Origin of the sequence: Actinomyces haliotis (assembly GCF_015355765.1) — a bacterium.
Taxonomy (GTDB): Bacteria; Actinomycetota; Actinomycetes; order Actinomycetales; family Actinomycetaceae; genus Actinomyces; species Actinomyces haliotis.
This window is the reverse complement of sequence record NZ_JACWNA010000028.1, coordinates 14,970-39,767: the sequence shown is the minus strand read 5'-3', so window position 1 is coordinate 39,767 and position 24,798 is coordinate 14,970. Positions and strand designations below refer to the sequence as shown.

The 24,798-nt window shown below is 71.6% G+C and carries 24 protein-coding genes; 11 read left to right on the top strand and 13 right to left on the bottom strand.

The window, feature by feature from the left end:
• Positions 1-494: 494 nt before the first annotated feature.
• The 7 genes from IXW69_RS10865 to IXW69_RS10835 all read left to right on the top strand — a co-directional run bounded on the left by IXW69_RS10865 (position 495) and on the right by IXW69_RS10835 (position 8,214).
• Complete coding sequence (locus tag IXW69_RS10865; RefSeq protein WP_194786356.1) at positions 495-2,291, top strand: nitrite/sulfite reductase; 1,797 nt, start codon at positions 495-497, stop codon at positions 2,289-2,291.
• Positions 2,288-3,097 (top strand): phosphoadenylyl-sulfate reductase, encoded by an 810-nt coding sequence (locus IXW69_RS10860; protein WP_194786355.1) that lies wholly within the window; start codon positions 2,288-2,290, stop codon positions 3,095-3,097. The genes IXW69_RS10865 and IXW69_RS10860 overlap by 4 nt, the downstream gene beginning before the upstream one ends.
• Before the next feature lie 52 nt (positions 3,098-3,149).
• Positions 3,150-4,094, top strand: coding sequence for a sulfate adenylyltransferase subunit CysD (gene cysD / locus IXW69_RS10855; RefSeq protein WP_323745292.1), 945 nt, complete (start codon positions 3,150-3,152; stop codon positions 4,092-4,094).
• Positions 4,095-4,158: 64 nt separating this feature from the next.
• Complete coding sequence (locus IXW69_RS10850; RefSeq protein ID WP_194786354.1) at positions 4,159-5,553, top strand: sulfate adenylyltransferase subunit 1; 1,395 nt, start codon at positions 4,159-4,161, stop codon at positions 5,551-5,553.
• Between the two features lie 31 nt (positions 5,554-5,584).
• Entirely contained in the window at positions 5,585-6,403 is an 819-nt protein-coding gene (gene cobA / locus IXW69_RS10845) for a uroporphyrinogen-III C-methyltransferase (RefSeq protein ID WP_194786353.1), read from the top strand.
• A 44-nt stretch (positions 6,404-6,447) separates the two neighbouring features.
• Positions 6,448-7,446: a sulfite exporter TauE/SafE family protein gene (locus IXW69_RS10840; protein WP_323745291.1), complete on the top strand. Its 999-nt coding sequence runs from the start codon at positions 6,448-6,450 to the stop codon at positions 7,444-7,446.
• 12 nt (positions 7,447-7,458) lie between these two features.
• Positions 7,459-8,214 carry a sirohydrochlorin chelatase gene (locus tag IXW69_RS10835; RefSeq protein ID WP_194786351.1) on the top strand — a complete coding sequence of 252 codons (756 nt, stop codon included), beginning with the start codon at positions 7,459-7,461 and terminating at the stop codon, positions 8,212-8,214.
• Between the two features lie 105 nt (positions 8,215-8,319).
• Here IXW69_RS10835 and IXW69_RS10830 read toward each other — a convergent pair whose 3' ends face one another.
• The 4 genes from IXW69_RS10830 to IXW69_RS10815 form a co-directional block, all read right to left on the bottom strand.
• Positions 8,320-10,401: a glucose PTS transporter subunit IIA gene (locus IXW69_RS10830; RefSeq protein ID WP_194786350.1), complete on the bottom strand. Its 2,082-nt coding sequence runs from the start codon at positions 10,399-10,401 to the stop codon at positions 8,320-8,322.
• Positions 10,402-10,412: 11 nt separating this feature from the next.
• Positions 10,413-12,227, bottom strand: coding sequence for an alpha,alpha-phosphotrehalase (locus IXW69_RS10825; protein WP_194786349.1), 1,815 nt, complete (start codon positions 12,225-12,227; stop codon positions 10,413-10,415).
• Positions 12,228-12,378: 151 nt separating this feature from the next.
• A complete protein-coding gene (locus tag IXW69_RS10820) occupies positions 12,379-13,122 on the bottom strand; it encodes a hypothetical protein (protein WP_194786348.1) in 744 nt (247 codons plus the stop codon).
• Positions 13,123-13,269: 147 nt separating this feature from the next.
• Entirely contained in the window at positions 13,270-14,088 is an 819-nt protein-coding gene (locus tag IXW69_RS10815; RefSeq protein WP_194786347.1) for an SDR family NAD(P)-dependent oxidoreductase, read from the bottom strand.
• Between the two features lie 17 nt (positions 14,089-14,105).
• Between IXW69_RS10815 and IXW69_RS10810 the strand changes: the two genes are divergently transcribed.
• Positions 14,106-15,575 (top strand): alpha-amylase family protein, encoded by a 1,470-nt coding sequence (locus tag IXW69_RS10810; protein ID WP_194786346.1) that lies wholly within the window; start codon positions 14,106-14,108, stop codon positions 15,573-15,575.
• Between the two features lie 105 nt (positions 15,576-15,680).
• Here IXW69_RS10810 and IXW69_RS10805 read toward each other — a convergent pair whose 3' ends face one another.
• Complete coding sequence (locus IXW69_RS10805; RefSeq protein ID WP_194786345.1) at positions 15,681-16,697, bottom strand: ornithine cyclodeaminase; 1,017 nt, start codon at positions 16,695-16,697, stop codon at positions 15,681-15,683.
• Between the two features lie 229 nt (positions 16,698-16,926).
• Between IXW69_RS10805 and IXW69_RS10800 the strand changes: the two genes are divergently transcribed.
• Positions 16,927-17,367, top strand: a complete 441-nt coding sequence (locus IXW69_RS10800; protein WP_194786344.1) for an Lrp/AsnC family transcriptional regulator — start codon at positions 16,927-16,929, stop codon at positions 17,365-17,367.
• 162 nt (positions 17,368-17,529) lie between these two features.
• On the opposite strand, the gene IXW69_RS10795 is transcribed toward IXW69_RS10800, so the two are convergent.
• Complete coding sequence (locus tag IXW69_RS10795; protein ID WP_194786343.1) at positions 17,530-18,156, bottom strand: NUDIX hydrolase; 627 nt, start codon at positions 18,154-18,156, stop codon at positions 17,530-17,532.
• 61 nt (positions 18,157-18,217) lie between these two features.
• Here IXW69_RS10795 and proC point away from each other — a divergent pair, with 61 nt between their 5' ends.
• On the top strand, positions 18,218-19,066 hold the full coding sequence (gene proC / locus IXW69_RS10790; protein ID WP_194786342.1) for a pyrroline-5-carboxylate reductase: 849 nt from the start codon (positions 18,218-18,220) through the stop codon (positions 19,064-19,066).
• 173 nt (positions 19,067-19,239) lie between these two features.
• On the opposite strand, the gene IXW69_RS12235 is transcribed toward proC, so the two are convergent.
• The 4 genes from IXW69_RS12235 to IXW69_RS10770 form a co-directional block, all read right to left on the bottom strand.
• A complete protein-coding gene (locus tag IXW69_RS12235; RefSeq protein ID WP_407646570.1) occupies positions 19,240-20,007 on the bottom strand; it encodes a Rossmann-fold NAD(P)-binding domain-containing protein in 768 nt (255 codons plus the stop codon).
• Between the two features lie 194 nt (positions 20,008-20,201).
• The gene (locus IXW69_RS10780) at positions 20,202-20,447 is read right to left on the bottom strand and encodes a CopG family transcriptional regulator (protein WP_194786340.1); all 246 of its coding nucleotides are present in this window, start codon (positions 20,445-20,447) and stop codon (positions 20,202-20,204) included.
• A 496-nt stretch (positions 20,448-20,943) separates the two neighbouring features.
• Entirely contained in the window at positions 20,944-21,393 is a 450-nt protein-coding gene (locus IXW69_RS10775) for a GNAT family N-acetyltransferase (protein WP_194786339.1), read from the bottom strand.
• Between the two features lie 186 nt (positions 21,394-21,579).
• Positions 21,580-22,569 (bottom strand): S66 family peptidase, encoded by a 990-nt coding sequence (locus IXW69_RS10770; RefSeq protein ID WP_323745290.1) that lies wholly within the window; start codon positions 22,567-22,569, stop codon positions 21,580-21,582.
• 47 nt (positions 22,570-22,616) lie between these two features.
• On the opposite strand from IXW69_RS10770, the gene IXW69_RS10765 reads away from it, so the two are divergent.
• Positions 22,617-23,600, top strand: coding sequence for a hypothetical protein (locus IXW69_RS10765; RefSeq protein ID WP_194786338.1), 984 nt, complete (start codon positions 22,617-22,619; stop codon positions 23,598-23,600).
• A gap of 77 nt (positions 23,601-23,677) precedes the next feature.
• Here IXW69_RS10765 and IXW69_RS10760 read toward each other — a convergent pair whose 3' ends face one another.
• The 3 genes from IXW69_RS10760 to IXW69_RS10750 all read right to left on the bottom strand — a co-directional run bounded on the left by IXW69_RS10760 (position 23,678) and on the right by IXW69_RS10750 (position 24,746).
• The gene (locus tag IXW69_RS10760) at positions 23,678-23,944 is read right to left on the bottom strand and encodes a Txe/YoeB family addiction module toxin (protein WP_194786337.1); all 267 of its coding nucleotides are present in this window, start codon (positions 23,942-23,944) and stop codon (positions 23,678-23,680) included.
• Positions 23,941-24,183 (bottom strand): type II toxin-antitoxin system Phd/YefM family antitoxin, encoded by a 243-nt coding sequence (locus tag IXW69_RS10755; RefSeq protein WP_194786336.1) that lies wholly within the window; start codon positions 24,181-24,183, stop codon positions 23,941-23,943. Before IXW69_RS10755 ends, IXW69_RS10760 begins: the two co-directional genes overlap by 4 nt.
• Positions 24,184-24,365: 182 nt before the next feature.
• The gene (locus tag IXW69_RS10750) at positions 24,366-24,746 is read right to left on the bottom strand and encodes an MmcQ/YjbR family DNA-binding protein (protein WP_194786335.1); all 381 of its coding nucleotides are present in this window, start codon (positions 24,744-24,746) and stop codon (positions 24,366-24,368) included.
• Between the last annotated feature and the right edge of the window lie 52 nt (positions 24,747-24,798).

Below are 24,798 nucleotides of genomic sequence, written 5' to 3'. Positions count from 1 at the left end.
TCATCGCCCTGGCCCACCGCCGCATCCTCACCCTGCACGCCATGATCCGAGACGGCGCCCTCTACGACCCCCAACCAACCCACCAGCTACCCGCTGCCGCTTGACCAACAACATAGGGGCACCCCCCCGCCGCTCGTCCCCACGGCGCCCGCGACCATCGAAGTGACGAGCGCCACGCGTCTCAGGATCCAGTCGCCGTCATCAGATCGATACGACGTGACGTACCGTCAGCGCCATGACCAGCCAGCGCACCGACGTCCTCGAGGGAGCCCATTCCCCCGCGACGCTGCGCGCCCACGGCTGGGTCATGTGTTGTCAGGCTTGACGAGCGCCTGACCGCAGCGGCAACACCGCACATCGGAATCCGGCGCGAAGAAGCGTCCGGAGCCGAGCAGCATCTCTGCACTCCCCCAGGATCACGCCCCTGAGCGTGATCGGGCGGCGGCCCCAGCAACCGGAAGCCCGGGCGCTCCTTCCGCCACCCTGGAGGAGACATGAGCACCACCCCGAGCACCCCCGCCCCACGGACGACGGCCGGCGGGCCTCACGCCGCGTCGGCCGGACCGGACTCGGCCACCCGGACCGGCAACCACGCGAGTACGTCCGTCAAGGGCCGCGACGTCCGCCCCCCGCGCGCCGGACGCTCCAACGGCCAGTGGCTCGTCGACGGCAGGGAGCCGCTCAACGACAACGAGGCCATCAAGCAGCAGGGCGATCCCCTGGGCGCCCGACAGCGGATCATCGACACCTACTCCGAGCAGGGCTTCGACTCGATCCCCGACGACGACCTCCACAACCGCTTCCGGTGGTGGGCGCTCTACACCCAGCGCAAGCAGGGCATCGACGGCGGCAAGACGTCCCAGCTCACCCCGTCCGAGCTGTCCGACCACTACTTCATGCAGCGGATCCGCATGGACGGCACCTCGCTGTCCGTGGAGCAGATGCGCGTCATCGGCACCTCGTCCAACGAGTTCGCCCGCGGCACGCTCGACATCACGGACCGGCAGAACCTCCAGCTGCACTGGCTCGAGATCGAGAACGTCCCGGAGCTGTGGCGGCGCCTGGACTCCGTGGGCCTCACGACCATCGAGGCGTGCGGCGACACCCCCCGAGGATTCCTCGTCTCCCCCGTCGCCGGGATCGACCCGAACGAGATCATCGACCCGAGCGACGCCGCCCGGCACCTGCACGACACCTACCTCGGCAACCCGGAGATCTCGAACCTGCCCCGCAAGTTCAAGACCGCCTTCACCGGCTCGCCGAGCCTCGACGTCCTCCACGAGATCAACGACGTCTCCTTCGTCGGCGTGCGCCACCCAGAGCTCGGAGCCGGCTACGACCTGTGGATCGCGGGCGCGCTGTCCACGGCGCCCTTCCTCGGCCGCCGCCTGGGCGCCTTCGTCACGCCCGACCAGGTCAACGACGTCTGGTGGGGCGTCATCCGGATCTTCCGGGACTACGGCTACCGCCGTCTGCGGAACAAGGCCCGGCTCAAGTTCCTCATGGCCGAGTGGGGCCCGGAGAAGTTCCGCCGGGTCCTCGAGGACGAGTACCTCGGGTACCACCTCGCGGACGGTCCGGCGCCCGAGGAGCCCCGCGGCTCCGCGGACCACCTGGGCGCGCACCGCCAGGCCGACGGCCTGTTCTGGGTCGGCGCGAAGCCTCCGGTCGGCCGCCTCTCAGGCGACACGATGCTGGGTCTGGCCAACCTCGCCGAGCGCCTCGGCTCCAACCGCGTGCGCACGACGCCGCTGCAGAACATCCTCCTCCTCGACGTCCCCGAGGACCGCGTCGAGGAGGCGAAGGACGGACTCCTCGCGCTCGGGCTCGACCCCGACCCGAGGCCATTCACCCGCAACATGCTGGCCTGCACGGGCATCGAGTTCTGCAAGTTCGCCATCGTCGAGACCAAGCAGCTCGCCGCCGACGTCGCGGCCGAGCTGGACTCGCGCCTCGAGGACACCGACCTCGACCGACCGATCACGGTCCACATCAACGGCTGCCCTAACTCCTGCGTGCGCATCCCGACGGCGGACATCGGCCTCAAGGGCCAGATCATCACGGTCGACGGCGAGCGGGTCCCCGGCTTCCAGGTCCACCTGGGCGGCGGTCTGGCCAAGGAGGGGCACACGGAGGCCGAGCTCGGCCGGACCGTGCGCAAGCTCAAGGTTCCGGCCACGGGCCTGACCGACTACATCGAGCGGGTCGTGCGCGTCTACCTCGCCGAGCGCACCCCGGAGGAGAGCTTCGCCCAGTGGGCGCAGCGCGCGGACGAGAAGAGCCTGGCATGACCACCACTACCAGCAACACGACCCCCGTCACCGGCCCGAGCCGGCCGACCAACCGCTTCGGCCGCCTCACCGCGCGCGGCGCCAATCCGGTGCGCTCTCCCGAGGCGCCGCGCCGCAGCGAGGAGGAGCTCCGAGCGCTGGCCGAGGCGGGCGCCGCCGAGCTCGGAGAGGACGCACCCGCCCACGAGGTCATCGCCTGGGCGGCCCGGACCTTTCCCGGCAGCCTCGCCGTCGCCTGCTCCATGGCGGACGCCGTCCTCCCGGCCGTCATCGCCGAGCAGGTCCCCGGCGTCGACGTCCTCTTCCTCGAGACCGGCTTCCACTTCACCGAGACGGAGGGGACGCGCGACGCCGTCGCGGAGTCCCTCGACATCACCCTCGTCGACGTCCTGCCCGATCTCACCGTCGCCGAGCAGAACGAGCAGTACGGCCCCGAGCTCTACAAGCGCGACCCCACCCAGTGCTGCTACCTGCGCAAGGTCGCCCCGCTGGCCAGGGCCCTGTCCGGCTACGAGGCGTGGGCGACGGGCGTGCGCCGCGAGGACTCGGCCGGACGCGCGCGCACCCCTCTCGTCACGTTCGACGAGACGCACCGCATCGTCAAGATCAACCCGCTTGCCGCGTGGACCTTCGACGAGCTCCTCGCCTACGCCACCGAGCACTCGGTCGTCGTCAACCCCCTCCTGGCCGACGGCTACCCCTCGATCGGCTGCGAGCCCTGCACGCGCCGCGTCGCGCCCGGCGAGGACCCGCGCTCGGGCCGTTGGGCCGGCTTCGCCAAGACCGAGTGCGGCATCCACCTCTGAGAGCCCCTCGGCACCCTGACACACCTGCCACCTGAGACACCTGGAGACATCCGTGACCCCCCAGACCACCTCCCCCACCACCGCGCAGGACGCGCCGACCGCCGGGCACCTCGACCAGCTCGACGCCCTCGAGGCCGAGGCCATCGTCGTCATCCGCGAGATCGCCGCCGAGTGCCGCCGCCCCGTCCTGCTGTTCAGCGGCGGCAAGGACTCGGTCGTCATGCTCCACCTCGCCCGCAAGGCCTTCTGGCCCGCCCCGGTGCCCTTTCCGCTGCTGCACGTCGACACGGGCCACAACTTCCCCGAGGTCCTCGCCTACCGCGACGAGACCGTCGAGGCGACCGGCACCCGGCTCCTCGTCGCGAGCGTCCAGGACTACATCGACGACGGCCGCCTCCGCGAGCGCGCCGACGGCACCCGCAACCCCCTCCAGACCCGCCCGCTCCTCGACGCCATCGAGGAGAACGGCTTCGACGGCGTCTTCGGCGGCGGCCGCCGCGACGAGGAGAAAGCCCGTGCGAAGGAGCGGATCGTGTCGCTGCGCGACGAGTTCGGCCAGTGGGACCCCCGCAATCAGCGCCCCGAGCTGTGGAACCTGTTCAACCCGCGCCACGCCCCCGGGGAGCACGTGCGCGTCTTCCCGCTGTCGAACTGGACCGAGCTCGACGTGTGGCGCTACATCGAGCGCGAGGACATCGACCTGCCGAGCCTCTACTACGCCCACGAGCGCGAGGTCTTCCGCCGCGACGGCATGTGGCTCGCCGTCACCCCCGTCACCCAGCCGCGAGAGGGCGAGACCGTCGAGACCCGCACCGTGCGCTACCGCACGGTCGGCGACATGTCCTGCACGGGCGCCGTCGAGTCCCCCGCCGCCACCAACCACGAGATCGTCGTCGAGGTCGCGGCCTCCACCCTCACCGAGCGCGGCGCCACGCGCGCCGACGACCGCCTCTCCGAGGCCGCCATGGAGGACCGGAAGAAGGAGGGCTACTTCTGAGCCGCCCCGGCACGGAGAGCCCACGCACCAGCCCCTGACCCGCACGCACCACCTGGAGAACCCCATGACGACCGCTCTCACCACCGACTCCGCCACCGACGTCCCCACCGATGAGGAGGCTGACGCCGCACGCCGGCTCCTCGATGCCACCGACGCCGCGAGCGGCACCCTCCTCCGCCTGGCGACCGCAGGCAGCGTCGACGACGGCAAGTCGACCCTCGTGGGCCGGCTCCTCTTCGACTCGAAGTCCGTCCTGCGCGACCAGCTCGCCGACGTCGAGCGCGTCAGCCTCGACCGCGGGCTGACCCGGACCGACCTGGCCCTCCTCACCGACGGTCTGCGCGCCGAGCGCGAGCAGGGCATCACGATCGACGTCGCCTACCGCTACTTCGCCACCCCGCGCCGCTCCTTCATCCTCGCCGACTGCCCCGGGCACGTGCAGTACACGCGCAACACCGTGACCGGCTCCTCGACGGCCGACGTCGTCGTCCTGCTCGTCGACGCGCGTCACGGGGTCCTCGAGCAGACCCGCCGCCACCTCGCCGTCGCCGCGCTCCTCGGCGTCCCGCACGTCGTCGTCGCCGTCAACAAGATCGACCTCGTGGACTTCTCCGCTGAGGTCTACCAGGGGATCGCCGACGAGCTCGAGCGGGTCGCGCGCGAGCTGGGCGTCGCCGACGTGCGCACCCTGCCGACCTCGGCCCTCGAGGGCGACAACATCGTCACCCGCTCCGAGCGCACCCCCTTCTACGACGGCCCCGCGCTCCTCGAGCTCCTCGAGACGATCCCGGCGGACTCCGCCGAGACCGAGCACCCGCTCCGCCTCCCCGTCGAGCTCGTCCTGCGCCCCCAGGGCGCCGCCGCCGACGGCCTCACCGACTACCGCGGCTACGCCGGCCAGGTCGCCGCGGGCTCGCTCGCCGTCGGCGACGAGGTCCTCGTCCTGCCCTCCGGGCGCCGGACGCGGGTGACCGGCATCAACCTCGGCTCCCGGCGCCTCCAGCGCGCTGTCACCGGCCAGTCGGTCGCCGTCGAGCTCGCCGACGACATCGACGTCGCCCGCGGCGACGTCCTCGTCGCGGCCGACGACGCCCCGCAGCTCGCGCGCCAGGTGCAGGCCCACGTCGCCTGGCTCTCCGAGCGCCCCCTGCACGAGCGCGACCGGGTCCTCGTCAAGCACGGCACGCGCACCGTCCAGGCCATCGTCACGAGCATCGACGGCCACCTCGACCTCGATGACCTGTCGACCGTCCCGGCGGGCGAGCTCGAGCTCAACGACATCGGCCACATCAGCCTCAAGCTCGCCGAGCCGCTGCCCGTGGACGACTACTCACGCTCGCACGCCGACGGAGCCTTCCTCCTCGTCGACCCCGCGGACGGGTGGACCCTCGCGGCCGGCATGGTGCGCACCGACGGCGCGCGTCCCGCGGACGACGCACGAGACGGGCAGGCTGCGTGAGCACCACGTCCGCCCCCGTCCGGAGGAACCCATGAGCGAGACCCGGCTCCCGCGCACCCATCACACCGACACCACCGTCAGCGGTGTCGGCACCATCCCCGGAGAGGACGTCCCCGACACCGGCTGGGTCGCCCTCGTCGGCGGCGGCCCCGGCGAGCCCGGACTCCTCACCCTGCGCGCCGCCGAGCTGCTCCAGCGCGCCGACGTCGTCGTGGTCGACCGGCTCGCGCCGCGCGACGTGCTGCCCGACCTCGCTACCGACGCGGAGGTCATCGACGTCGGCAAGCGCCCCGGGCACCACCTCGTGCCCCAGGACGGCATCGACGCGCTCCTCGTCGAGCGCGCGCGCGCCGGCCAGCGCGTCGTCCGGCTCAAGGGCGGCGACCCCTACGTCCTCGGACGCGGCGGCGAGGAGGCCGAGGCCTGCCGGGCCGCCGGCATCACCGTCGAGGTCGTCCCCGGCGTCACCTCCGCGATCTCCGTGCCGGCCGCGGCCGGGATCCCTGTCACGCACCGTGGTCTGGCACGCGGCTTCTCCGTGGTCACCGCGCACGAGGACCTCGTCTCCACGGTCCCGCGGCGACGCGACCACACCCTCATCCTCCTCATGGGCGTGACCCACCTGCGCCGCTCCGTCGGGATCCTCCTGGACGGCGGCGCCGACCCGGAGACGCCGACCGCCATCGTCGAGCACGGCTACCGCGCCGACCAGCGCGTCACCACCACCCTCCTGCGATGTCTGCCCGACGTCGCCGAGGAGGCCGGTGCCACCGCGCCCGCGGTCATCGTCATCGGCGACGTCGTCACCGTGAGCCCCGCCTGGGGCGAGCGGATCGTCCCGACCGCCTGAGCCCCGTCAACGCGGGCTCGTCTCACACCCTGATGGAGACACCCGTGCTTCACAAGATCCTCGTCCTCGTCCTCGTCGGATTCGGTGCCCAGCTCATCGACGGCTCCCTCGGCATGGGCTACGGCGTCTTCTCCTCGTCGTTCCTCCTCCTGGCCGGACTGTCCCCCGCCCTGGCGAGTGCCTCGGTGCACCTCGCCGAGATCGGGACGACGCTCGCCGCCGGCACCGCCCACCACAGGCTCGGCAACACCGACTGGCGGCTCGTCGCCAGGCTCGGCGGTCCGGGCGCCGTCGGCGCCCTCATCGGCGCGACGGTGCTCTCGCACCTGCCGACGAGCGCGGCGACGCCCGTCACCGCCTCGATCCTCCTCGCCCTGGGTGTCTACGTGAGCCTCCGCTTCGCCCTCCGGCCCCCGGCGGCGACGACCTCGCACCGCAGCGGCCACTCGGCCCGGTTCATCATGCCGCTCGGCCTCATCGCAGGCCTCGTCGACGCGACGGGCGGCGGCGGCTGGGGCCCGGTCTCGACGACGACGCTCCTCTCCGCCGGCAAGACGGCGCCGCGCACCGTCGTCGGCAGCGTCGACACCTCACAGTTCATCGTGTCCCTCGCCGCCTCCCTCGGCTTCCTCATCGGCCTGGGCGGATCAGGCATCCCGCTCGTCGTCGTCGCGTCGCTGCTCGTGGGCGGCGTCCTCGCCGCACCGATCGCCGCCTGGCTCGTCTCGCGGCTGCCCGGACAGGTCCTGGGCGCGGCCGTCGGCGGGCTCATCATCCTCACCAACCTCAACAAGGTCCTCGACGCCGTCGGAGCACCGGGGCACGTCATCGCCATCGCGCTCCTCGCCGTCATCCCGGTGTGGGGCCTCCTCATCGTGCTCGCCGTGCGCCACTGGCGGCAGGATCGCCGTCGCGCCGCCGGCCCCTCGGGACGGCACGGCACCGCCGACGCGCAGAAGGGCACCGAGCGCGGCGCCGTCCACGAGACCGCGGCACTCGAAGCCGCCCCGGGTGTCGAGAGCACCGTGGCAACACTCGTCTGAGACCCTGCTGCCATGACCAGCCCGCGCACGACGACCACGCCGACGACGAGGAACCGGGCTCCTGCCGCCCGTCCGCTCGTCCTCATCGCGCACGGAACGAGGGCCCCGGGGGCCGAGCCCCTCCTGCCCCTCGTCGCCGACGACGTCGCCCGCCTCCTCCCGGGCGCCGAGGTGCGCCACGGCTACGTCGAGTTCTCCTCCCCGAGCGCCGCCGACGCCCTCTCCGGGACCGTTGATCCCGTGGTCGTGCCCTTCTTCCTCGGGGGCGGCTACCACGTCGAGCACGACCTCCCGCGCCTCGTCTCCGCCCACGGCACGGGGACGGTCACCCGGCACCTGGGCCCGGAGCCGGACCTCGTCTCCGGAGTCGTCGAGCGCCTCACCGAGCAGCTCGTCTCGGAGGGCGCCGACTGGCAGGACGTCGACGCCCTCGTCCTGGCGGCGGCGGGCACGCGCCGTACCTCCGGGGTCGCCGAGGCGCGTGAGGCCGCCCGCCACGTCGAGATGATGACAGGCGTGCGCACGAGCGCCGCGTTCCTCTCCGCCGCGGAGCCGAGCGTGCGCGCGGCGGTCCACGCCCTCCACCAGGAGGGGGCCGAGGTCGTCGCCCTGGCCACCTACCTCCTGGCCGAGGGGCACTTCTCGCGGGCCCTGCACGGGGCGGGCGCGGAGCTCGTCGCTCCGCCCATCGGCCACCACCACTCGCTCGCCGACGTCGTCGTGCGCCGCTACCTCGAGCAGGTCGAGCCGCCGCGCGAGACGTCGTGACGCCGTCGGCCGAGCGGCCGGACGGATCCCGTGACGGGACGCGAGAGCGCCCGCTCCCCTTCCGGGGAGCGGGCGTCCCTGCGTGGACGGCCGCGTCGCGCGGTCTCAGCCGGCCGCGGGCTCGCGGTTGCCGAGGCGGACCTTCTCGACCTTCTTCTCGTTGTCGAAGTCGGACTCCTTGAAGCCGAAGAAGTAGGTGCAGGTGAAGGACACGGCCAGCGTCACCAGCGAGGCGATCCAGAAGCCGGTGAAGGAGCCGTCGATGCCCGCCGGGTTGACGAAGGACGGGAACCCGACGAGGCCACCGGTGAAGCCCCACATGTTGACGTGGAACAGGCCCGTGAGCAGGCCGCCGACGGCGCCGCCGATCGAGGAGGTGATGAAGACGCGGCCGTACTTGAGGTTGAGGCCGTACATGGCGGGCTCGGTGACGCCGCACAGGGCGGAGATCGTGGCCGGGCCAGCCATGCGCGTGATCTTGGGGCTCTTGGCCTTGATCCACAGGGCGAGCGCGCCGCCACCCTGGGCGATCATGGAGGCGGAGACGATCGCGTTGAGCGGCGAGTAGCCGGGGTCGGAGATCTGCTGCGAGATGATCGGGATGACCGCCCAGTGCAGGCCGAAGATGACGAGGCACTGGTAGAAGGCACCGATGAAGAGGCCGGCGATCGGGTAGGACAGCGAGAGGATCCAGCTGATCGCCGCGGCGATGCCACCCGAGATCGTCATGACGATGGGGCCGAAGATGACGAGGACGAGCGTCGAGACGATGAAGATCTCGAGCAGCGGCGCGAAGATCATGCGGACCACCGCGGGGATGTGCTTCTTGAGCCAGGGCTCGATCTTCGAGGCGAGCCAGGCGGCCACGATGATCGGGAAGATCGAGTAGGCGTAGGCGTTGCCCTGTGGCAGGGAGACCGGGATGCCGAAGAAGTCGGCGTTGAAGACGGTGCGGCCCACGGTCGCGACGACCTTGTACCCGTCGGCGTCCGGGTTGGCCATCTGGACGACGCTCGGGTAGGCGAGGACGCCGCCGATGATGGCGACGATGATCGGGTCGGCGCCGAGGCGGCGGGCCGAGGTGAAGCCGATGATGATCGGCAGGAAGTAGAACATCGAGTCGGCCATGGCCGCGATGAGCGTGTACGTCGAGGTTCCCGTGGAGACGACGTCGAACTGAGTGAGCAGGGCGAGGATGCCCTTGAGGATTCCGGAGGCGGCCAGGACGCCGATGACCGGGATCATCGAGCCGGTGATGACGCCGATGAGCTCGGAGAAGCCGTACTTGACCCAGCCCCAGGCGCTCGTCGGGCGTTCCTTGGGCGCCGCCGCGGCGGCGTCGTCCTCGTCGCCGGCCTTGGCGGGGAGCTGCTTGACGACGGCGTCGTAGACGTCGTTGACGTCGGGCCCGATGACGACCTGGTACTGGCCGCCTGCGCGGGCGACGTCGATGACGCCGTCGATGTCGGCGACGGCGGCGTCGTCGGGGATCGTGTCGTCCTTGAGGTAGAAGCGCACGCGGGTGATGCAGTGGATGACGTTGTTGACGTTCCCGGCGCCGCCGATCCCGGCGATGATGTCGCGGGCAGTGGCGTCGAAGCCGGTGAGGCCGTCGTCGGCGGAGGCCTTGCCGGGGTCTGAGACCGCTCCGGAGCCGGCGATCGCCATGTCGGTGCCGCCGGCCGCGGCGGCGACGGCGCTCCGCCGCTGCGCACGGGTGAGGACGGCGGCCTGCGCGCCCGCCTCGACCGCTCCGGCGGAGAGCTCGGTGGAGGCGACCTCCTTGGCGGAGTTCGTGACGGCGACGATGGCGGTGGTGTCCTTGCCGGCCCCGACGACCTGGGCCAGGTCCATCGTGCCGAGGTCGTCGCCGGCGCTCACGTGGTCACCGGTCTTGGGGGTGAGGGCGAAGGGGCGCCCCTCGAGCTCGACCGTGTCGACGCCGAGGTGGAGGAGGACCTCCAGGCCGTCATCGGCGACGAAGCCGAGGGCGTGGCCGGTGCCGGCCACCATGGTGACCTCGCCGGTCACGGGTGCGACGACGTGGACGGCGCCCTCGCCGGAGGGCTTGACTCCGTACCCCTCGCCGAGGGCTCCGGAGGAGAAGACGGGGTCGGCGACGTCGGCGAGGGGGATGACCTCGCCGGTCACCGGGGCGACGAGCGTCGTCTGCGGGGTGGGGGACATGGGTGCTCCTCTCAGAGCGTGGTGGGGAGGTTGACGGCGAGGGCGAGGGCCTCGAAGGGCGCCAGGTCGACCGTCCCGTCGAGCGGGTGCTCGGCGTACGAGGAGGGGTGGAGCTCGGGTCGGTTGGCGACGAGGACGTCGCCCCCGGCGAGCTCGGCGGGCACGGGCACCGTGGTGGGGTGGTCCCGGAAGGAGCACAGGACGAGGACGGCGCCGCCGTCGCGCACGGGCTCGCCGTCGGGGCCGGGCTCGCGGCGGAGGTAGGCGAGCACGTCGGGGTCCTCGGGGATCCACGGCTCGTAGAGACCATCGGAGATGACGGGAAGCTCCTTGCGCAGGGCGATGAGCCGTTTGTAGTAGGGCAGGATCGGCCCCTCGGACTCCTCCGCCTCGACGTTGATGAGCTCCTGGTTCGTGGGGCGCAGCCAGGGGGTGCCGGTGGTGAAGCCGGCTCCCTCGCTCGCGTCCCACTGCATGGGGGTACGGGCGTTGTCGCGCGCCTTGGCGTGGACGGTGCGGAAGGCGGTGTCCTCGTCCATGCCGGTGGCGATGAGCGCGGTGTAGGCGTTGCGGGCCTCGACGTCGACGTACTCCTCGATCGAGGTGTAGGCCGGGTCCGTCATACCGATCTCCTCGCCCATGTAGACGTAGGGCGTGCCGCGCAGGAGGTGGATGGCGGTGGCGAGCATGGTCGCGGACTCGTAGCGGTAGCGCTCCACGTCCCCGAAGCGGTCGACGGCGCGGGGCTGGTCGTGGTTGTTCCAGAACAGGGCGTTCCAGCCGCCTCCGGCCTGCAGCCCGAGGGACCAGTCGTTGAGGAGGTGCTTGAGGGCGGGGACGTCGGGGGCCATGAGGCTCCACTTCTGCCCGTCCTCGTAGTCGACCTTGAGGTGGTGGAAGTTGAAGACCATGGAGAGCTCGTGGTTCTCCGGGCGCGTGTAGCCGACGCAGGCCTCGATGGTGGTGGAGGACATCTCGCCGACGGTGACGGAGTCGGGGTCCTGCCCGAAGCTGGCCTCGTTGAGTCCGCGGAGGAAGTCGTGGACGAGGGGGCCGTCGGTGTAGACCTTACGGTCGTCGGTGCCGGCGGGGGCGTCGGCGAGGGGCTCGGTCTTGCCGATGAGGTTGATGACGTCGAAGCGGAAGGCGCGCACGCCGTGGGAGCGCCAGAAGTTGACGACCTTGGCGGCCTCCTCGCGCACCTCGGGGTTGTGCCAGTCGAGGTCGGCCTGGGTGGGGTCGAACAGGTGCAGGTAGTACTCGACCTGCTCGGCGGCGGGGGCGTCGGCGTCCGTCGCAGGTCCGGCGGCGTCGTCGGCCCCGACGACGGCGTGACGCGAGGCCTCGGGGTCGACGGCTCGGGCGCCGGTGAAGGGCGCCCAGGCCGGGCCGCCGAACTTGCTCACCCAGTTGGTCGGGAGGGAGCCGTCGGGCCTGGAGGGGCGGATGTAGAAGTAGTCGCGGTAGCGCTGCTCCCCCGCCAGCGCACGCTGGAACCACTCGTGCTCGGTGGAGACGTGGTTGAGGACCATGTCGAGCATGGGGCTGATGCCGTGCTCGGCGAGGGCGGCGACGAGCTCATCGAAGTCCTCCATCGTGCCCATGGCGGGGTCGATGGCGCAGTAGTCGGCGACGTCGTAGCCGTTGTCGTTGCCCGGTGAGGGGAAGAAGGGGTTGAGCCAGACGTAGTCGACGCCCAGGGAGGCGATGTAGGGGACCTTCTCGATGATGCCGCGCAGGTCGCCGACGCCGTCGCCGTCGGAGTCCTTGTAGGACTTGGGATAGACCTGGTAGACGACCGCGTCGTGGAAGCCGTGGGTGCTCATGCGTTCTCCGTGTCAGGGCCCGCGTCGCTCGCGGGAGCGTGACCCAGTACACACGTTCGACCTTGGGTACGCAAACACGTGCGCCGCGCGTCCCAGGGACGTGCGGCGCACGCGCTCGCCCGGCTCGCCGCTCGCGGGCCCGGCTCCGGGCTCAGGTGTTCGAGTCCGCGGAGGTGTTGGCGGCGTCGGTCGCGCCGTCCGTCGGGGCGGTCTGGCCGGAGCCTCCCGACTGCCCGCGCTTGTCCTGGAGGACGCCGCCGGATGAGTCGGACTGGCCGGACTGGCCCTGCTGCCCCATCTGGCCGTCCTGCCCGCCCTGGCCCGACTGGCCCTGCTGACCCATCTGGCCGTCCTGGCCCATCTGCCCCACCTGACCTCCCTGCCCGCCGGGGCCGCCCTGCTGCTGGGAGGTCGAGGTCGAGGTGCTCGTGACGTCGTGCGAGGCCCAGCCCAGGCCGAAGGAGGCGAGGACGACGGCAACACCCGCCACACCGCGAGCCCAGGCACGCTTGTACCAGGGGCGGCTCACGGTGACGGCGGGGGCGCTCGCCGCGGGCACGGGCGTGCCCCCGGAGACGGGAGCGGACTCCTGCGCGTGGCGCCCGGAGCTCCAGCCCTCCGGGGTCGACGCGTTGCCCGTGCCCGCGTCCCCGGCGTAGGCCGAGCCGGACTCGGCGCTCCACGCGGTGGGCGCGGTCCCGGGCTGGAAGGGGCTCGTGCCGCCGTCGGCCGTGGTGCCGGAGGCGCGTCCGGTGGTGGGCAGGGACTGCGTCGCCGCGACGCCGTCGCCGCCCTCGGGCTGGTCGATCCGCTGGGTGCGGTCGGAGACGGAGCCGATGTCGGCCCCGTCGTTCTCGTGGGAGCCACTGGTCGCGGACCACCTGGCGTCGCTCATGCGCGTCCTGCCTCCTGGTCGGCCCCGGTCCCTCCGGGGCGGATGCGCACGACGCTAGAGAGAGGCTCTGGGTCCCCGGCATGCCCGACCTGTGAGCCCGATGTGCAGGACCGCACAGGACGGTGCCGCACGACTGCGGGCCCGTGCTCAGGCGCGGCCGCCGACCTTCCCGTCACGCGCGACGACCGTGTTCGAGGCCTGCGCACGTGGACGGACGATGAGGGAGTCGATGTTGACGTGACTCGGACGCTCGAGGGCCCAGACGACGCAGTCGGCGACGTCCTCCGCCCTGAGCGGGTTCTCGACGCCGGCGTACACCGCGTCGGCCTTCGACTGGTCGCCGTGGTAGCGGTTGAGGGAGAACTCCTCGGTCTCAACCATGCCGGGGGCGATCTCAATGACGCGGACGGGCTCGCCGACGAGCTCGACCCGCAGCGTGTTCGCGATGATGCGCTCGGCGTGCTTCGCGGCGACGTAGCCCGCACCGCCCGGGTAGGTGTCGTGGCCGGCGGTCGAGGTGAGGAGAAGGACGTCTCCCCCGTGCTCGCGCAGGCCCGGCAGGAAGGCCTGGGTGACGCGCAACGCGGCGAGGACGTTCCTGTCGTACATGGTGGCCCACTCCTCGACCTTGCCCTCGGCGACGGGGTCGGTGCCCAGCGCTCCGCCCGCGACGTTGACGACGGCGTCGACGGGGCCGGCGCCGAGGACCTCGGAGGCGAGGCGGTCGACGTCGTCCTTCTCCTGGAGGTCGGCGGCGACCCACGCGCAGCCGGTCTCCTCGGCGAGGGCCTCGAGGCGCTCAGCGCGGCGGGCGGTGGCGACGACCTCCCAGCCGTGGGCGCACAGGAGGCGGACGGTGGCGGCACCGATGCCCGTGGAGGCACCCGTGACGACGGCGCGACGGGCGGCGCCGTCGGAGGACGCGGTGACGGTGGCGGAGCCGGACTGTGCGGCGTTCGGAGTCATACCCGTATCCTCGTCCCATGAGTGCCGACGCTGCTATCCAGACCCCCGATCCGGACGACCGCCGGACGGCGGTGAGGGTCCCCGAGCCGGACTGGGTGCGCCACGCGATCGTCTGGCACGTCCTGCCCCTGGGCGCCGTCGGGGCCCCCGCCCTGCGCCCCGAGGGCGACCCCGCCGACCCGAGCACCCCGGCCGGCGCCATGGCGGCCGAGCACCGGCTGCGCCGCCTCATCGCCTGGCTGGACCGCCTCGTGGACCTCGGCTGCAACGTGCTCCTCCTCGGCCCTGTCTTCGACTCGATGTCCCACGGTTACGACACGATCGACTACCACCGCGTCGACCCGCGCCTCGGCACCAACGAGGACCTCACCGACCTCATCGAGGCCGCCCACGGCAAGGGCGTGCGCGTCATCCTCGACGGCGTCTTCAACCACACCGGTATCGCCTACCCCGCCTTCGCCGGGCTCGCGCAGACAGGCCCCTCCTCCGCCGAGGCAGGCATGTACCGCCTCACGTGGGCGGACGACGGCACCGGCTGGGCGCCCGGCACGGGCCCGGCCGACTACGCCCGCTTCGAGGGCCAGGACTGGCTGCCCGAGCTCGACCACGGCTCCGAGGCCGTCGCCGACCTCGTCACGGAGGTCATGACCACCTGGTGCGGGCGGGGCGTGGACGGGTGGCGCCTCGACGCCGCCTACGCCGTCGACCCCGGCTTCTGGACCCGGGTGCTGCCGCGCGTGCGCGATCGCTTCCCCGAGGTCTACGTGCTCGGCGAGGTCATCCACGGCGACTACGCGGGGATCGTCCGCGACTCCGGGATGAACGCCGTCACGCAGTACGAGCTGTGGCAGTCGACGTGGCACTCGCTGGCCGAGCGCAACTTCTACGAGCTCGACTGGACGCTGCAGCGCGGCGCGGAGCTCCTCGACACCTTCATCCCGTACACCTTCATCGGGAACCACGACACCTCGCGCATCGCCTCGCAGGTGGGCGACCCGCGCCTGGCCGGGCACGCCCTCGCCCTCCTCATGGCGCTTCCGGGCACGCCCGCGATCTACTACGGCGACGAGGAGGGTTGGCAGGCCGTCAAGGAGGAGAGGCTCGGCGGTGACGACGCGATCCGCCCCGAGCTGCCCGCGAACCCCGCCGACCTCGGCGACGCCGGCGCCGGGACGCGCCACCTCCACCAGGAGCTCATCGCGCTGCGCCGTCGGCTGCCCTGGCTGCACGACGCCGCCTACGAGACGCTGCACCTCGACAACACGGTGCTCTCGATCCGGGTCCGCGAGCGCGAGGGCGCCGGTTGGGACGTCCCGGAGGGGACTCCGCGCGAGGTCGTGCTGGCGCTGAGCCTGGAGGCCACCGAGGTCTGGCTGCCGACCGCCGGGCACCACGAGGTCCTGTCCGCGGCGCACGACCTGCCGCACCCGCGTCCGGAGCGCGACGGCGTCGTCCTCCCGCCGCTGGGCTGGGCCGTGCTCGGCTGAGCGAGCTCACCCCACCACGAGCAAGACCTCCCTGGACGAACCGGGCGCCGTCGGCGTCAGGTCGGTCCAGGGAGGTCTTGCTCGTGAGGGCGCTCGGAGCCGTCGTCAGTCGAGGAGTGCGAAGAGGTTCTTCGGGTCCTCGGGGGCGGCGATGAGGTCGACGTCCTCGTAGAAGCGCTCGCCGCCGGGAGCGGTGAGGGCGCCGTCGAGGTAGGTGAGGCCGACGAAGTCCTCGATGGCGAAGCCGACGCCGTCGTAGATGGTGATCTGGTCGTCGCTCTCGCGGCCGGGCTTGAGGCCGGCGAGGACCTCCCAGAGCTCGATGACGGGGTAGTCGGCGTCCTTGGCCTGGATCTCGCCCTCGATGCGGGTCTGCGGGGTGTGCTCGGTGAAGACGGGCCCCATGTCGAGGATCTCGGCGTCGAGCTCGGTCTTGCCGGGGCAGTCGCCGCCGATGGCGTTGATGTGCACGCCGGGGCGGATGTCCTCCTTGGTGAGGACGATGGCGTCGCGCTTGTCAGCGGTGCAGGTGGTGATGATGTCGGCGTCGCGGACGGCCTCGGAGGCGGAGTCGGCGATGAGCACGTCGATGCCGTAGCGGGCGAGGTTGCGCTGGAGCTTCTCGGAGGCGGAGCGCTCGACGTCGAAGGCGGTGACGGTCTCGATGGGACGGACGGCGCGGTTGGCGAGGACCTGGAACTCGCTCTGGGAGCCGGCACCGATGACGGCGAGGTGCCTGGCGTCCTTGCGGGCGAGGAGGCGGGTGACCATGCCGGAGGTGGCCGCCGTGCGCAGGGCGGTCAGGAGGGTCATCTCGGTGATCATGCGCGGGTAGCCGTTGTGGACGTCGGCGAGGACGCCGAAGGCGGTGACGGTCTGGAAGCCGCGGGCAGGGTTGGAGGGGTGGCCGTTGACGAACTTGAAGCCGTAGGTCTCGCCGTCGGAGGTGGGCATGAGCTCGATGACGCCCTTCTCCGAGTGGGAGGCGATGCGCGGGCGGAGCTCGAAGGCGTCCCAGCGTCGGAAGTCCTTCTCCATCGCGTCGATCATGCCGGCGATGACGTTCTCGGGGCCGGACTCCTTGATCCAGGACACCATGTGGGGGACGTCGACGAAGCGCATGCAGGACTCCTCAGTGTTGGGCCGGTGCCGGCGGGCGCCGACGGCGGTGGACGGGTGCGCGGGTGGCGCGGTCCGGGTGGCGCGAGGCTGGGACGACGGCGGGCGTCGTCGCCCCGTCGCGTCCGCAGGACACGGTAGGAGGTGTCGATATGCACGAACAATAGGCGCCACGCGCATTCCGTGCTCAGTGACTAGGCAGTACGCACCCCCTCAGTGCACACTTTGCGTCATGACGGATGAGACTCCTCTGGACGACCTGGACCGGCGGCTCATCGCGGCGCTGCGCACCGACGGCCGCGCGCCGGTCGCCGAGCTGGCACGCGGGCTCGGCGTCACCCGCACGACCGTCACCAAGCGCCTCGAGCGGCTCGAGGAGCGCGGCGTCGTCCTCGGCTACACGGTGGTGCTCGCCCAGGAGGCGGACGCGGGCGCGATCTGCGCGATCAGTCACCTCGCGATCGAGGGCCGGAACATGCGCAGCGCGATCGAGACCATGAGGGGGATGCCGGAGGTGACGGGCCTGCACGCGACGAACGGCGAGTGGGACCTCATCGCCGAGCTCACGGTGCCGACGCTGGCGGACGTGGACCGGACGCTGTCGCGCATCCGCGAGATCGCCGGCGTGCACCGGAGCGAGACGAGCCTGCTCCTGCGCTCCGTGCTCATGTGAGGCGGGGGGGCGGCACGGCCGCACTCGATCAACGCAAACTGTGGGCTCCTGGGCAGACCGTGGGGCCATAGGCCCCTCAGTCTTCCAACGCGCCCACAGTTTGCTGCGGCGAGGGCGTGCCGTGAGGCGGCCGGGACGCCGATCAGCTCAGGTCAGCCCACGTCAGCGCAGGGCGGCGACGGCGTGGGCGAGCAGCGCGGGCACGTCGCTCCCGCAGGGCTCGGGCAGGGCGTCGAGCGGCCACCAGCCGACGTCGAGGCTCTCCTCGCTGACCCGCGGCACCTCGCGGGGCACAGCGACGGCGAAGCGGACGTCGAGGTGCTCGCGGCAGGCGGTGAAGCCCGAGCCCAGGCGGTGGGCGTTGAGCTCGACGGCGACGGGCTCGGCGCCCGCGAGCGCGAGCCCGGACTCCTCGCGGCCCTCGCGCAGGGCGGCTGCGACGAGGGTCGCGTCACCGGTCTCAATGTGCCCACCGAACTGGAGCCACATGCGCGCCTTGCGGTGCAGCGTGAGGAGCACGTGCTCGAGCGACTCGCCGAGGACGACGAGGCTCGCGGTGAGGTGGACGGGGCGGGGTCCCTTGAGGAGCGCGTCCTCGCCGTGCCGGGCTAGCTCGTCGAGGTAGCGAAGGCGCAGCGCCTCCTGTGCCTCGTCCTCGGCGGTCCAGGCCGTGAGGACGTCGACGGCGTCGGCGAGGACGGGGAGGCTACCGCCGTCGTCGCCGACGCTTGGAATGGCGGACGTGTCCGAGGACGCGGAAGCGGCGGACTGCTCGGGCGCTGTGCTCATGGGCGGCACTCTCCCACGCCGTCACCGCCACCGCTCCTCCGTCCACCGGTAGCCTGGACGCATGACGACCTTCGGATTCATCGGTGCGGGCAACATGGCGGGCGCGATCGTGCGCGGGGCGGTCGAGGCGGGCTTCACCTCCGGCGATGACGCCGCGACCTTCCTCCTCACGAGCGCGCACGAGTCGGCCGCGCGCCTGGCCGAGGAGCTCGGCGACGAGCGCGTCGAGGCCGTCAGTGACCCCGCGGACCTGGTGAGCCGCAGCGACGTCGTCGTCCTCGGCGTCAAGCCCTACGTCATCCCGGAGATCGCTGAGGAGCTCGCCGAGCCGCTGGCCGAGGCGGAGCCGCTCGTCGTCTCCCTGGCCGCCGGCGTCACCCTTGAGCGGCTCGAGTCGCTCCTGCCCGACGGCGCGCGCGTCGTGCGCGTCATGCCCAACGTGGCCGCAGCCGTCGGCGAGTCGATGACGGCCCTCGCCGCCGGCACCGAGGCCCGTGACGAGGACCTCGAGACGGCGCGCGAGCTCATGGACGCCGTGGGCCGCACCGCCGTCATCGCGGAGAAGGACTTCTCCGCCTTCATCGGCCTGGCCGGCTCCTCCCCCGCCTTCGTCTTCGCGTTCATCGACGCACTCTCGCGTGCGGGCGTCCTCGGCGGCATCCCGAAGGCCCAGGCGGTCGAGCTGGTCGCGCAGGCCGTCGCCGGCTCGGCGCTCACCGTCCAGGCCGAGGCGGCCAAGCGCGCTGAGGGGAGGAGCGGCAAGACGCCGGCGGACCTCGTCGACGCCGTCTGCTCGCCGGGTGGGACGACGGTCGCCGGCGTCGTCGCCATGGAGCGGGCCGGCTTCTCCACCGCGGTCATTGACGCCTTCAACGCGACGGTCGCCCGCGACCGTGAGCTCGGGGCCTGACGCGCGACGTCAGTTCGCGCGGGGACCTCGCCCGCTGCGGCTACTCGTGCCTGGCGAGCACCCAGTCGGCCTCCTCGCTCAGGAGGTCGAGCGCGGTACCGGCCGGCGTGTAGCCGAGCGCCTCGGCGGCGCTCGTGTCGAGCACGATGGGGTGCTCGGCGAACCAGGGGGCCTCAACCTCTGAGCGCCGCGGCTCCTCTGTGAGCAGCTCCAGGCGCCCCTGCCAGCCGGTGAGCTCGGCGATCCGACCGACGATCGCTGCGGCGGTGGGCGCGTCGGGATCGGCGGCTTTGAGGACGCGTCGACCCGGCTGGTGCGCGATCGTCTCGATGAGCGCGGCGACGTTGCTGGCCGCCGTCGGGTGGTCGACGGCGCCGGGCCGACTGACCTCGATGGTGGACGTCTGAGCAGTCATGGAGCGGATGAGCTCCTGGGTTCGCGGGTTTGCGCGCCCAGGCTCCGTGGACCTTCGACGGGCGCAGGACGGTCACCGGCAGGCCCGAGTCGAGCGCGGCATGCTCCGCAGCCGCCTTGCAGGGGGCGTAGCCCTCGCGTGAGAACGGGTCGGTGCCGCGTGGCGCCGGCGGCAGGGTCGGCTGGGACTCGTGGATCGGGACCGGGAAGTGCGGGCTGACGTCGCCGTGGATGTGGTGGCCGTCGGCGTCGACGTAGACGGCGCGGCTAGAGATGAGCACGGTGTGGCGGGTGCGGCGCATGGCCGGGAGGAGGGCGTCGACGTCCTCAGCGCGGTAGGCGAGCATGTCGACGAGGAGGTCGGTGCCGTCGCCCACCAGGCGGTCGACGGCGGTGGTGTCGCTGCGCTCGACGCGGTGGAGCCGGACCCCGGTCTCGGCCAGAGCAGGGCTGACCGGGCCGCTGCGGTGCGTGACGTCGACCTGCCAGCCGGCGGCGGCGAGGCGCAGGGCCGTCGCTGTCCCCATCGCGCCGCTACCGCCCAGGATGACGGCTCGGTTCGGTGGTTCGCTCATGGTCGGCACGTACCGGGCCGGAGCGCTTCGTCGGAGGCGACCAGCCTCTACGAGGAACCGGACGACCGGGAAACCCGATCCAAGGCGTACCTCGGCACGATCACGTCTCCTCTGAAGATCGCGCTCCACCACAAGAGCAGCCCTTTTCAGGCGATCTTCTCCGCATCGAGGCGGTCAAGAATCCACGAGCGCACCAGCGTCGACGCAGGAAGATGGCGGGCCGCTGCTGCGGCCTCGACTCGCGCCTGCTCCTCCTCGCTGAGCCGCACCGAGTACACCTTGGTCCGGTTCGGACGCGTCGCCCTCGTTCCGCTGGCGTACTCGTCCTCGCGGGTCACCTCCGACTCGGCGCGCATGCGCGCCGCGAGCTCACGATCCATCGTCTTGGCCACGGTCCTTCTCCTCTCGGTAGATCCTCATGTCGGCCCCGGTCGCGGGCCAGGCGTTGATCAGGTGGAGGTCACCGTCGTCGTCACGCCAGGCGATCACGGTCAGGACGCCGCGAGCACTTGCCGACATCCCGATGAATCGCGAGGCGCCCATGCGCGACTTGGGATCGGGCTCGAGAGCTGCAAGCTCAGGATCATGCAGGACCTCCTGCGCCCACTCCGGCTCGATGCGTCTTCCACCGGGGTACCGCTGCGGACGCGAACGCACGTAGTCCGCAGCGCCGGCGTCCCAGTTGAGGACCTCACCCCTGGCCAGAATGTACTACATCGTCTGACGCCTTGGCGTGGGCGCCGTTCACCGAGACACACATCGGGAGCGCCGTGCATCCCGGCCCCCAAGTCACCTTGAGCTCGCCCAGGTCTCGTTCTGTCAATGTCCGAGAACGCGCGGCTCAGCCGCCCGCCGACAGTGCCGGCGGCAAGCGAGGCATGGTCGGGTTCAGCCTCGTCGCTGGTAAACGAAGTCCTCATGGGCTCCTTGAACGCTCTCCTCCACACCCACCTTCATGAAGCCAGCGGCTTCGAGAACCTTCTGGCTGGCGAGGTTCTCGGTGTGGACCCGCGTGGAGACGGACCCGACGCCGTGCTCGGTGAGAGCCCAGCTGGTCACCATCTCGAGTGCTCGCCGGGCGATGTGGCGCCCTCTGTGCTGAGGATGGACGAAGTAGGAGACGTTCCAGACGCCGTCGTCGACCTTGAGGTCCAGTCCGGCGGGCGTTCTGCTCGCCCACGTGAAGCTGTCGGGCTCGTTATCCGTGATGACGTGACGGAGGTGATCCCGGCATCGCTCGACCGTCGGACGGCCTGGCCAGTCGCACCAGCGAGCGCACTCGTCGTCCTGGGCCGCGGCCCAGTCCGCCGCATCGTCCACGGTGGGCGCGGTCAGCACGAGCTCGTCAGCGCAGAGCTGGGGCGGTTCCATGGATCAGACGATAGAACCAGCCCTCGGCGACAACCCATGGTGCTGCTTGGCCGCGGCCAACGGACGCTCATCGGGATCGTGGTCATGCTCGAGCCGCGCGGTGGGGTCGAGACGATCCCCGGAGCTCGTCGCAGCCGGACATTTCGATCCTCATCAGTGCTCGGTGATGGTGAGGGAGGGGCTCTCGCCGACGACGAGCGCGGCCTGCCCGCCCAGGGGGACGGTCATCATCGGGTTGGTGTGGCCGACGTCGGTGTTGGCGAGGACCGGCTTGCCCGCGAGCGCGGGTACCGAGCTGACGATCGCCGTGAGGTCGTCGCGGGTGACCTTCGAGGCCGTCTGGAAGCGGCCGATGACGAGGCCGCGGACCGTGTCGGCGTCTGGCTGCTGCATGAGGGAGTGCAGGTCACGTCGGAACTCGGTCGGGTTGGACAGCTCGTCGTCCTCGAGGACCAGGAGCGCGTCATGCAGCGAGGGCATCCACGGCGTGCCCTGGAGGAGGTTGAGGGTGCATAGGTTGCCGCCGGCGATGCGGCCCTCGACGCTCCCCGGTTGAAGGGTCCACCAGCCGTCGGTGGGGATGCGGGTGCGGTGGTCCTGGTCGGCGAACCAGGCGTCGTCCGTGAACCAGTGACTCGGGCGGAGCTCGATCGGGCCGTCCGTCATCAAGGTCCGGCGGAACCACTCGCGGGTCTGCTCCCCGAGGTCACGCATCCCGAACGTGGACCAGTGGGGACCGTAGTAGGTGACGAGTCCGGTGCGGGCGGTGATCGCGTTGGACAGCGCGCTGACGTCGGAGAAGCCGCACAGGATCTTCGGGTTCGCGGCGATGAGATCGAGGTCGAGGCCGGGGAGGAGCTCGTTGGAGCTGGCGCCGCCGATGACGGTGAGGACGGCGTCGACCTCGGGGTCGGCGAAGGCGGCGTGGAGATCGGCCAGTCGGGACGCGACCGACGAGGAGTCGAAGGAGTCCCGCTCGTCGACGTGCTCGCCGTACGTCACCGTCAGCCCGAGGTCGGCGAGGTGCGCCTCGGCGACCGCCTGGTTGTCGTTGCCCTGGGTGACCATCGCGCGCGAGCGTGCCGGGGCGATGACACGGATGACGGAGCCCGGCCGCAGCCTGCGGGGAAAGATCGGTTCCACCGACGCAGCGTACGTGCCGACGGGCAGTCCGCTGTTAGGTTCCCAGCATGACGACCGTCGAGGTGAGGCCCGCCACTGAGGCGGACGTGGACGCCGGCCGCGTCGAATTCCCGGGCATCGCCGTCGACCACTGGGCGGAGGGCAGCAACCGTCGCTGCTTCGTCGCCGCCACGGCCGGCGGTGACGTGCTCGGCTTCTGCCGCGCCGTCGACAACGCGGCCCATCCCGGTTCGCGCGTCATGGCGCTCGCCGTCAGCAAGCGGCTCGACGGCGTCGACGCCGATGCCGATGCCGTCCGGGACGCCCTGCTCCGGGCCCAGGTCGAGGCGTCGACCCTGCCCCTGCGGATGAAGGTCTACGAGTACCAGACCAGCGACAGAGCGCTCGCCCGGCGGTTCGGCGGCGTCGCGATCCAGGCCACCCCGCCGTGGCGCTTCGCCGTCGACGACGCGATGCGCGCCTGGGCCGCGGAGCACCGCGCCGCCGTCGAGCCCATCGGGGACGCTGACCGGCCGGACGTCCGCGAGCTGGAGGTCGACCACTACATCGCCCAGCACGCGTCGTGGAGCCCCGCCGCTCCACGGGAGGTCATGCTGGACTACTTCGCCGAGGACCATGAGCCGGGCAGTCCGACGGCGTGGGATCCGGAGCGCTCCGTGCTGCTGCGGCGCGAGGGGCACGTCATCGCGGCGGCCCTGCTGTGGCCGGGGTCGAACGGCGCTCCCGGCGACGGACGCGAGGTGTCGCTGCTCTCCCGGCCCTACGAAGGACCGCACGCCCGCGCGGACAAGGAGGCGTGCCTCGCGGCGGTCATCGACTCCGCAGCGGACGGCGAGGTGCTGCTCGTCGACTGCCACGTCACCGAGGCTCTCGAACGGGACATGATGATGGCCGTCCCCGGCCGCACGCGCGCGGCGACGGACACCTGGATGGCGATCGTCTCGATCCCCGTCCCCGGGGAGCCGCGACCGGTCGCCGTCGATGCCGACCTGCTGCCGGACGAGGCCGATTGGATCCGAGACCTGCGCTGATAGACGGGGCCTGCTTCGGCGACACGTTCAGCGCGGACACCGATCTCCCCCGAGTCGCAGCCCACCGAGAGAGCGTGTCACTCGTAGTGGGTCCACATGCGCAGGACGTGGACCACGTGCTCCTCGGGGAGGACCTCGTAGACGAGTCGGTGCTGGATGTTGATGCGGCGCGAGTAGCAACCTGCGAGATTGCCCACGAGCTTCTCGTAGCGCGGCGGTGTCGCGAACGGGTCCTCCGCGATGACGTCCAGGAGCGCCTCCGCCTTGGGCTTCAGTCCGGAGACGGCGAGCTTCTTGGCGTCCTTCTGAGCCTGGCGCGAGTAGACGATCCGCCAGTTACTCACCAGTCGAGCTCTTCGGACCCGGCCTCGACGCCCTCGGCCCGGGCCTCACGGATCGACGCCGCCAGGCCCGGGACGGACTCCAGGTACATGGTCTCCTGGATCGCCCGCCAGTCCTCCTCGCCGATGAGCACGGCGTTGCCGCGCTGACCGGTGATGGTCAGCGGCTCCGACTCCTCGTTGACCTGGTCGATGAGCCGGTAGAGGTTCGCTCGAGCAGTCGTGGCGGGCACAACAGTCATACGTGAAGCGTACGCGATGACGTACGCCTCTGGAAGAGCATTGGCAGCCGCCGACGTCAACCTGACACCCCGGGCGTCAACCCCGCCCCGCAGTACGGCACCGGAACGAACGCGCGGGGCTCGGCGTCTGACGCGCGACGTCTGCTTGCGCGGGGACCTCGCCCGGTACGACTACTGCTCGATCACCCAGGCCGCAGCGCGGCCGCTCCCAGCGGGCGCCGAGCCCGCGGAAGCCCCGCCACGACGAGGAGGTAGGACTCGGTGACGAGCTCCTTGACGAGCTCCTCCGAGACCTTCTCCCCGGGGTGCACCGTGATCCAGTGGCGCTTGTTCATGTGGTAGCCGGGCGAGATCTGCTGGTACTGCTCACGCAGTGCGCGCCCGTCGTCGGGATCGGCCTTGAGGGTGAGGAGAGGCTCGGAGCCGTGGATCGTGGTCAGCATGAACACCTTGCCGCGGACCTTGGCGACGTCCCAGTCGGGCCCGAAGGGCTGCTCCGCCGTGGCACCGGGAAGCGCGTTGGCTCGCTCCCAAGCCCACCGCTGCAGGTCGACGTCGTCCATGCTCCTCCTCGGTCCCGTTGTACGGAGGGTATCCGTCGCAGCCGAGAGCATG

Excerpts from the sequence above, each read along its gene's own strand:
- IXW69_RS10865 (WP_194786356.1), top strand. The coding sequence starts at position 495 with ATGAGCACCACCCCGAGCACCCCCGCCCCACGGACGACGGCCGGCGGG.
- IXW69_RS10860 (WP_194786355.1), top strand. The coding sequence starts at position 2,288 with ATGACCACCACTACCAGCAACACGACCCCCGTCACCGGCCCGAGCCGG.
- IXW69_RS10850 (WP_194786354.1), top strand. The coding sequence starts at position 4,159 with ATGACGACCGCTCTCACCACCGACTCCGCCACCGACGTCCCCACCGAT.
- cobA (WP_194786353.1), top strand. The coding sequence starts at position 5,585 with ATGAGCGAGACCCGGCTCCCGCGCACCCATCACACCGACACCACCGTC.
- IXW69_RS10835 (WP_194786351.1), top strand. The coding sequence starts at position 7,459 with ATGACCAGCCCGCGCACGACGACCACGCCGACGACGAGGAACCGGGCT.
- IXW69_RS10830 (WP_194786350.1), bottom strand. The coding sequence starts at position 10,401 with ATGTCCCCCACCCCGCAGACGACGCTCGTCGCCCCGGTGACCGGCGAG.
- IXW69_RS10825 (WP_194786349.1), bottom strand. The coding sequence starts at position 12,227 with ATGAGCACCCACGGCTTCCACGACGCGGTCGTCTACCAGGTCTATCCC.
- IXW69_RS10820 (WP_194786348.1), bottom strand. The coding sequence starts at position 13,122 with ATGAGCGACGCCAGGTGGTCCGCGACCAGTGGCTCCCACGAGAACGAC.
- IXW69_RS10815 (WP_194786347.1), bottom strand. The coding sequence starts at position 14,088 with ATGACTCCGAACGCCGCACAGTCCGGCTCCGCCACCGTCACCGCGTCC.
- IXW69_RS10810 (WP_194786346.1), top strand. The coding sequence starts at position 14,106 with ATGAGTGCCGACGCTGCTATCCAGACCCCCGATCCGGACGACCGCCGG.
- IXW69_RS10805 (WP_194786345.1), bottom strand. The coding sequence starts at position 16,697 with ATGCGCTTCGTCGACGTCCCCCACATGGTGTCCTGGATCAAGGAGTCC.
- IXW69_RS10800 (WP_194786344.1), top strand. The coding sequence starts at position 16,927 with ATGACGGATGAGACTCCTCTGGACGACCTGGACCGGCGGCTCATCGCG.
- IXW69_RS10795 (WP_194786343.1), bottom strand. The coding sequence starts at position 18,156 with ATGAGCACAGCGCCCGAGCAGTCCGCCGCTTCCGCGTCCTCGGACACG.
- proC (WP_194786342.1), top strand. The coding sequence starts at position 18,218 with ATGACGACCTTCGGATTCATCGGTGCGGGCAACATGGCGGGCGCGATC.
- IXW69_RS12235 (WP_407646570.1), bottom strand. The coding sequence starts at position 20,007 with ATGGGGACAGCGACGGCCCTGCGCCTCGCCGCCGCCGGCTGGCAGGTC.
- IXW69_RS10765 (WP_194786338.1), top strand. The coding sequence starts at position 22,617 with ATGACGACCGTCGAGGTGAGGCCCGCCACTGAGGCGGACGTGGACGCC.
- IXW69_RS10755 (WP_194786336.1), bottom strand. The coding sequence starts at position 24,183 with ATGACTGTTGTGCCCGCCACGACTGCTCGAGCGAACCTCTACCGGCTC.
- IXW69_RS10750 (WP_194786335.1), bottom strand. The coding sequence starts at position 24,746 with ATGGACGACGTCGACCTGCAGCGGTGGGCTTGGGAGCGAGCCAACGCG.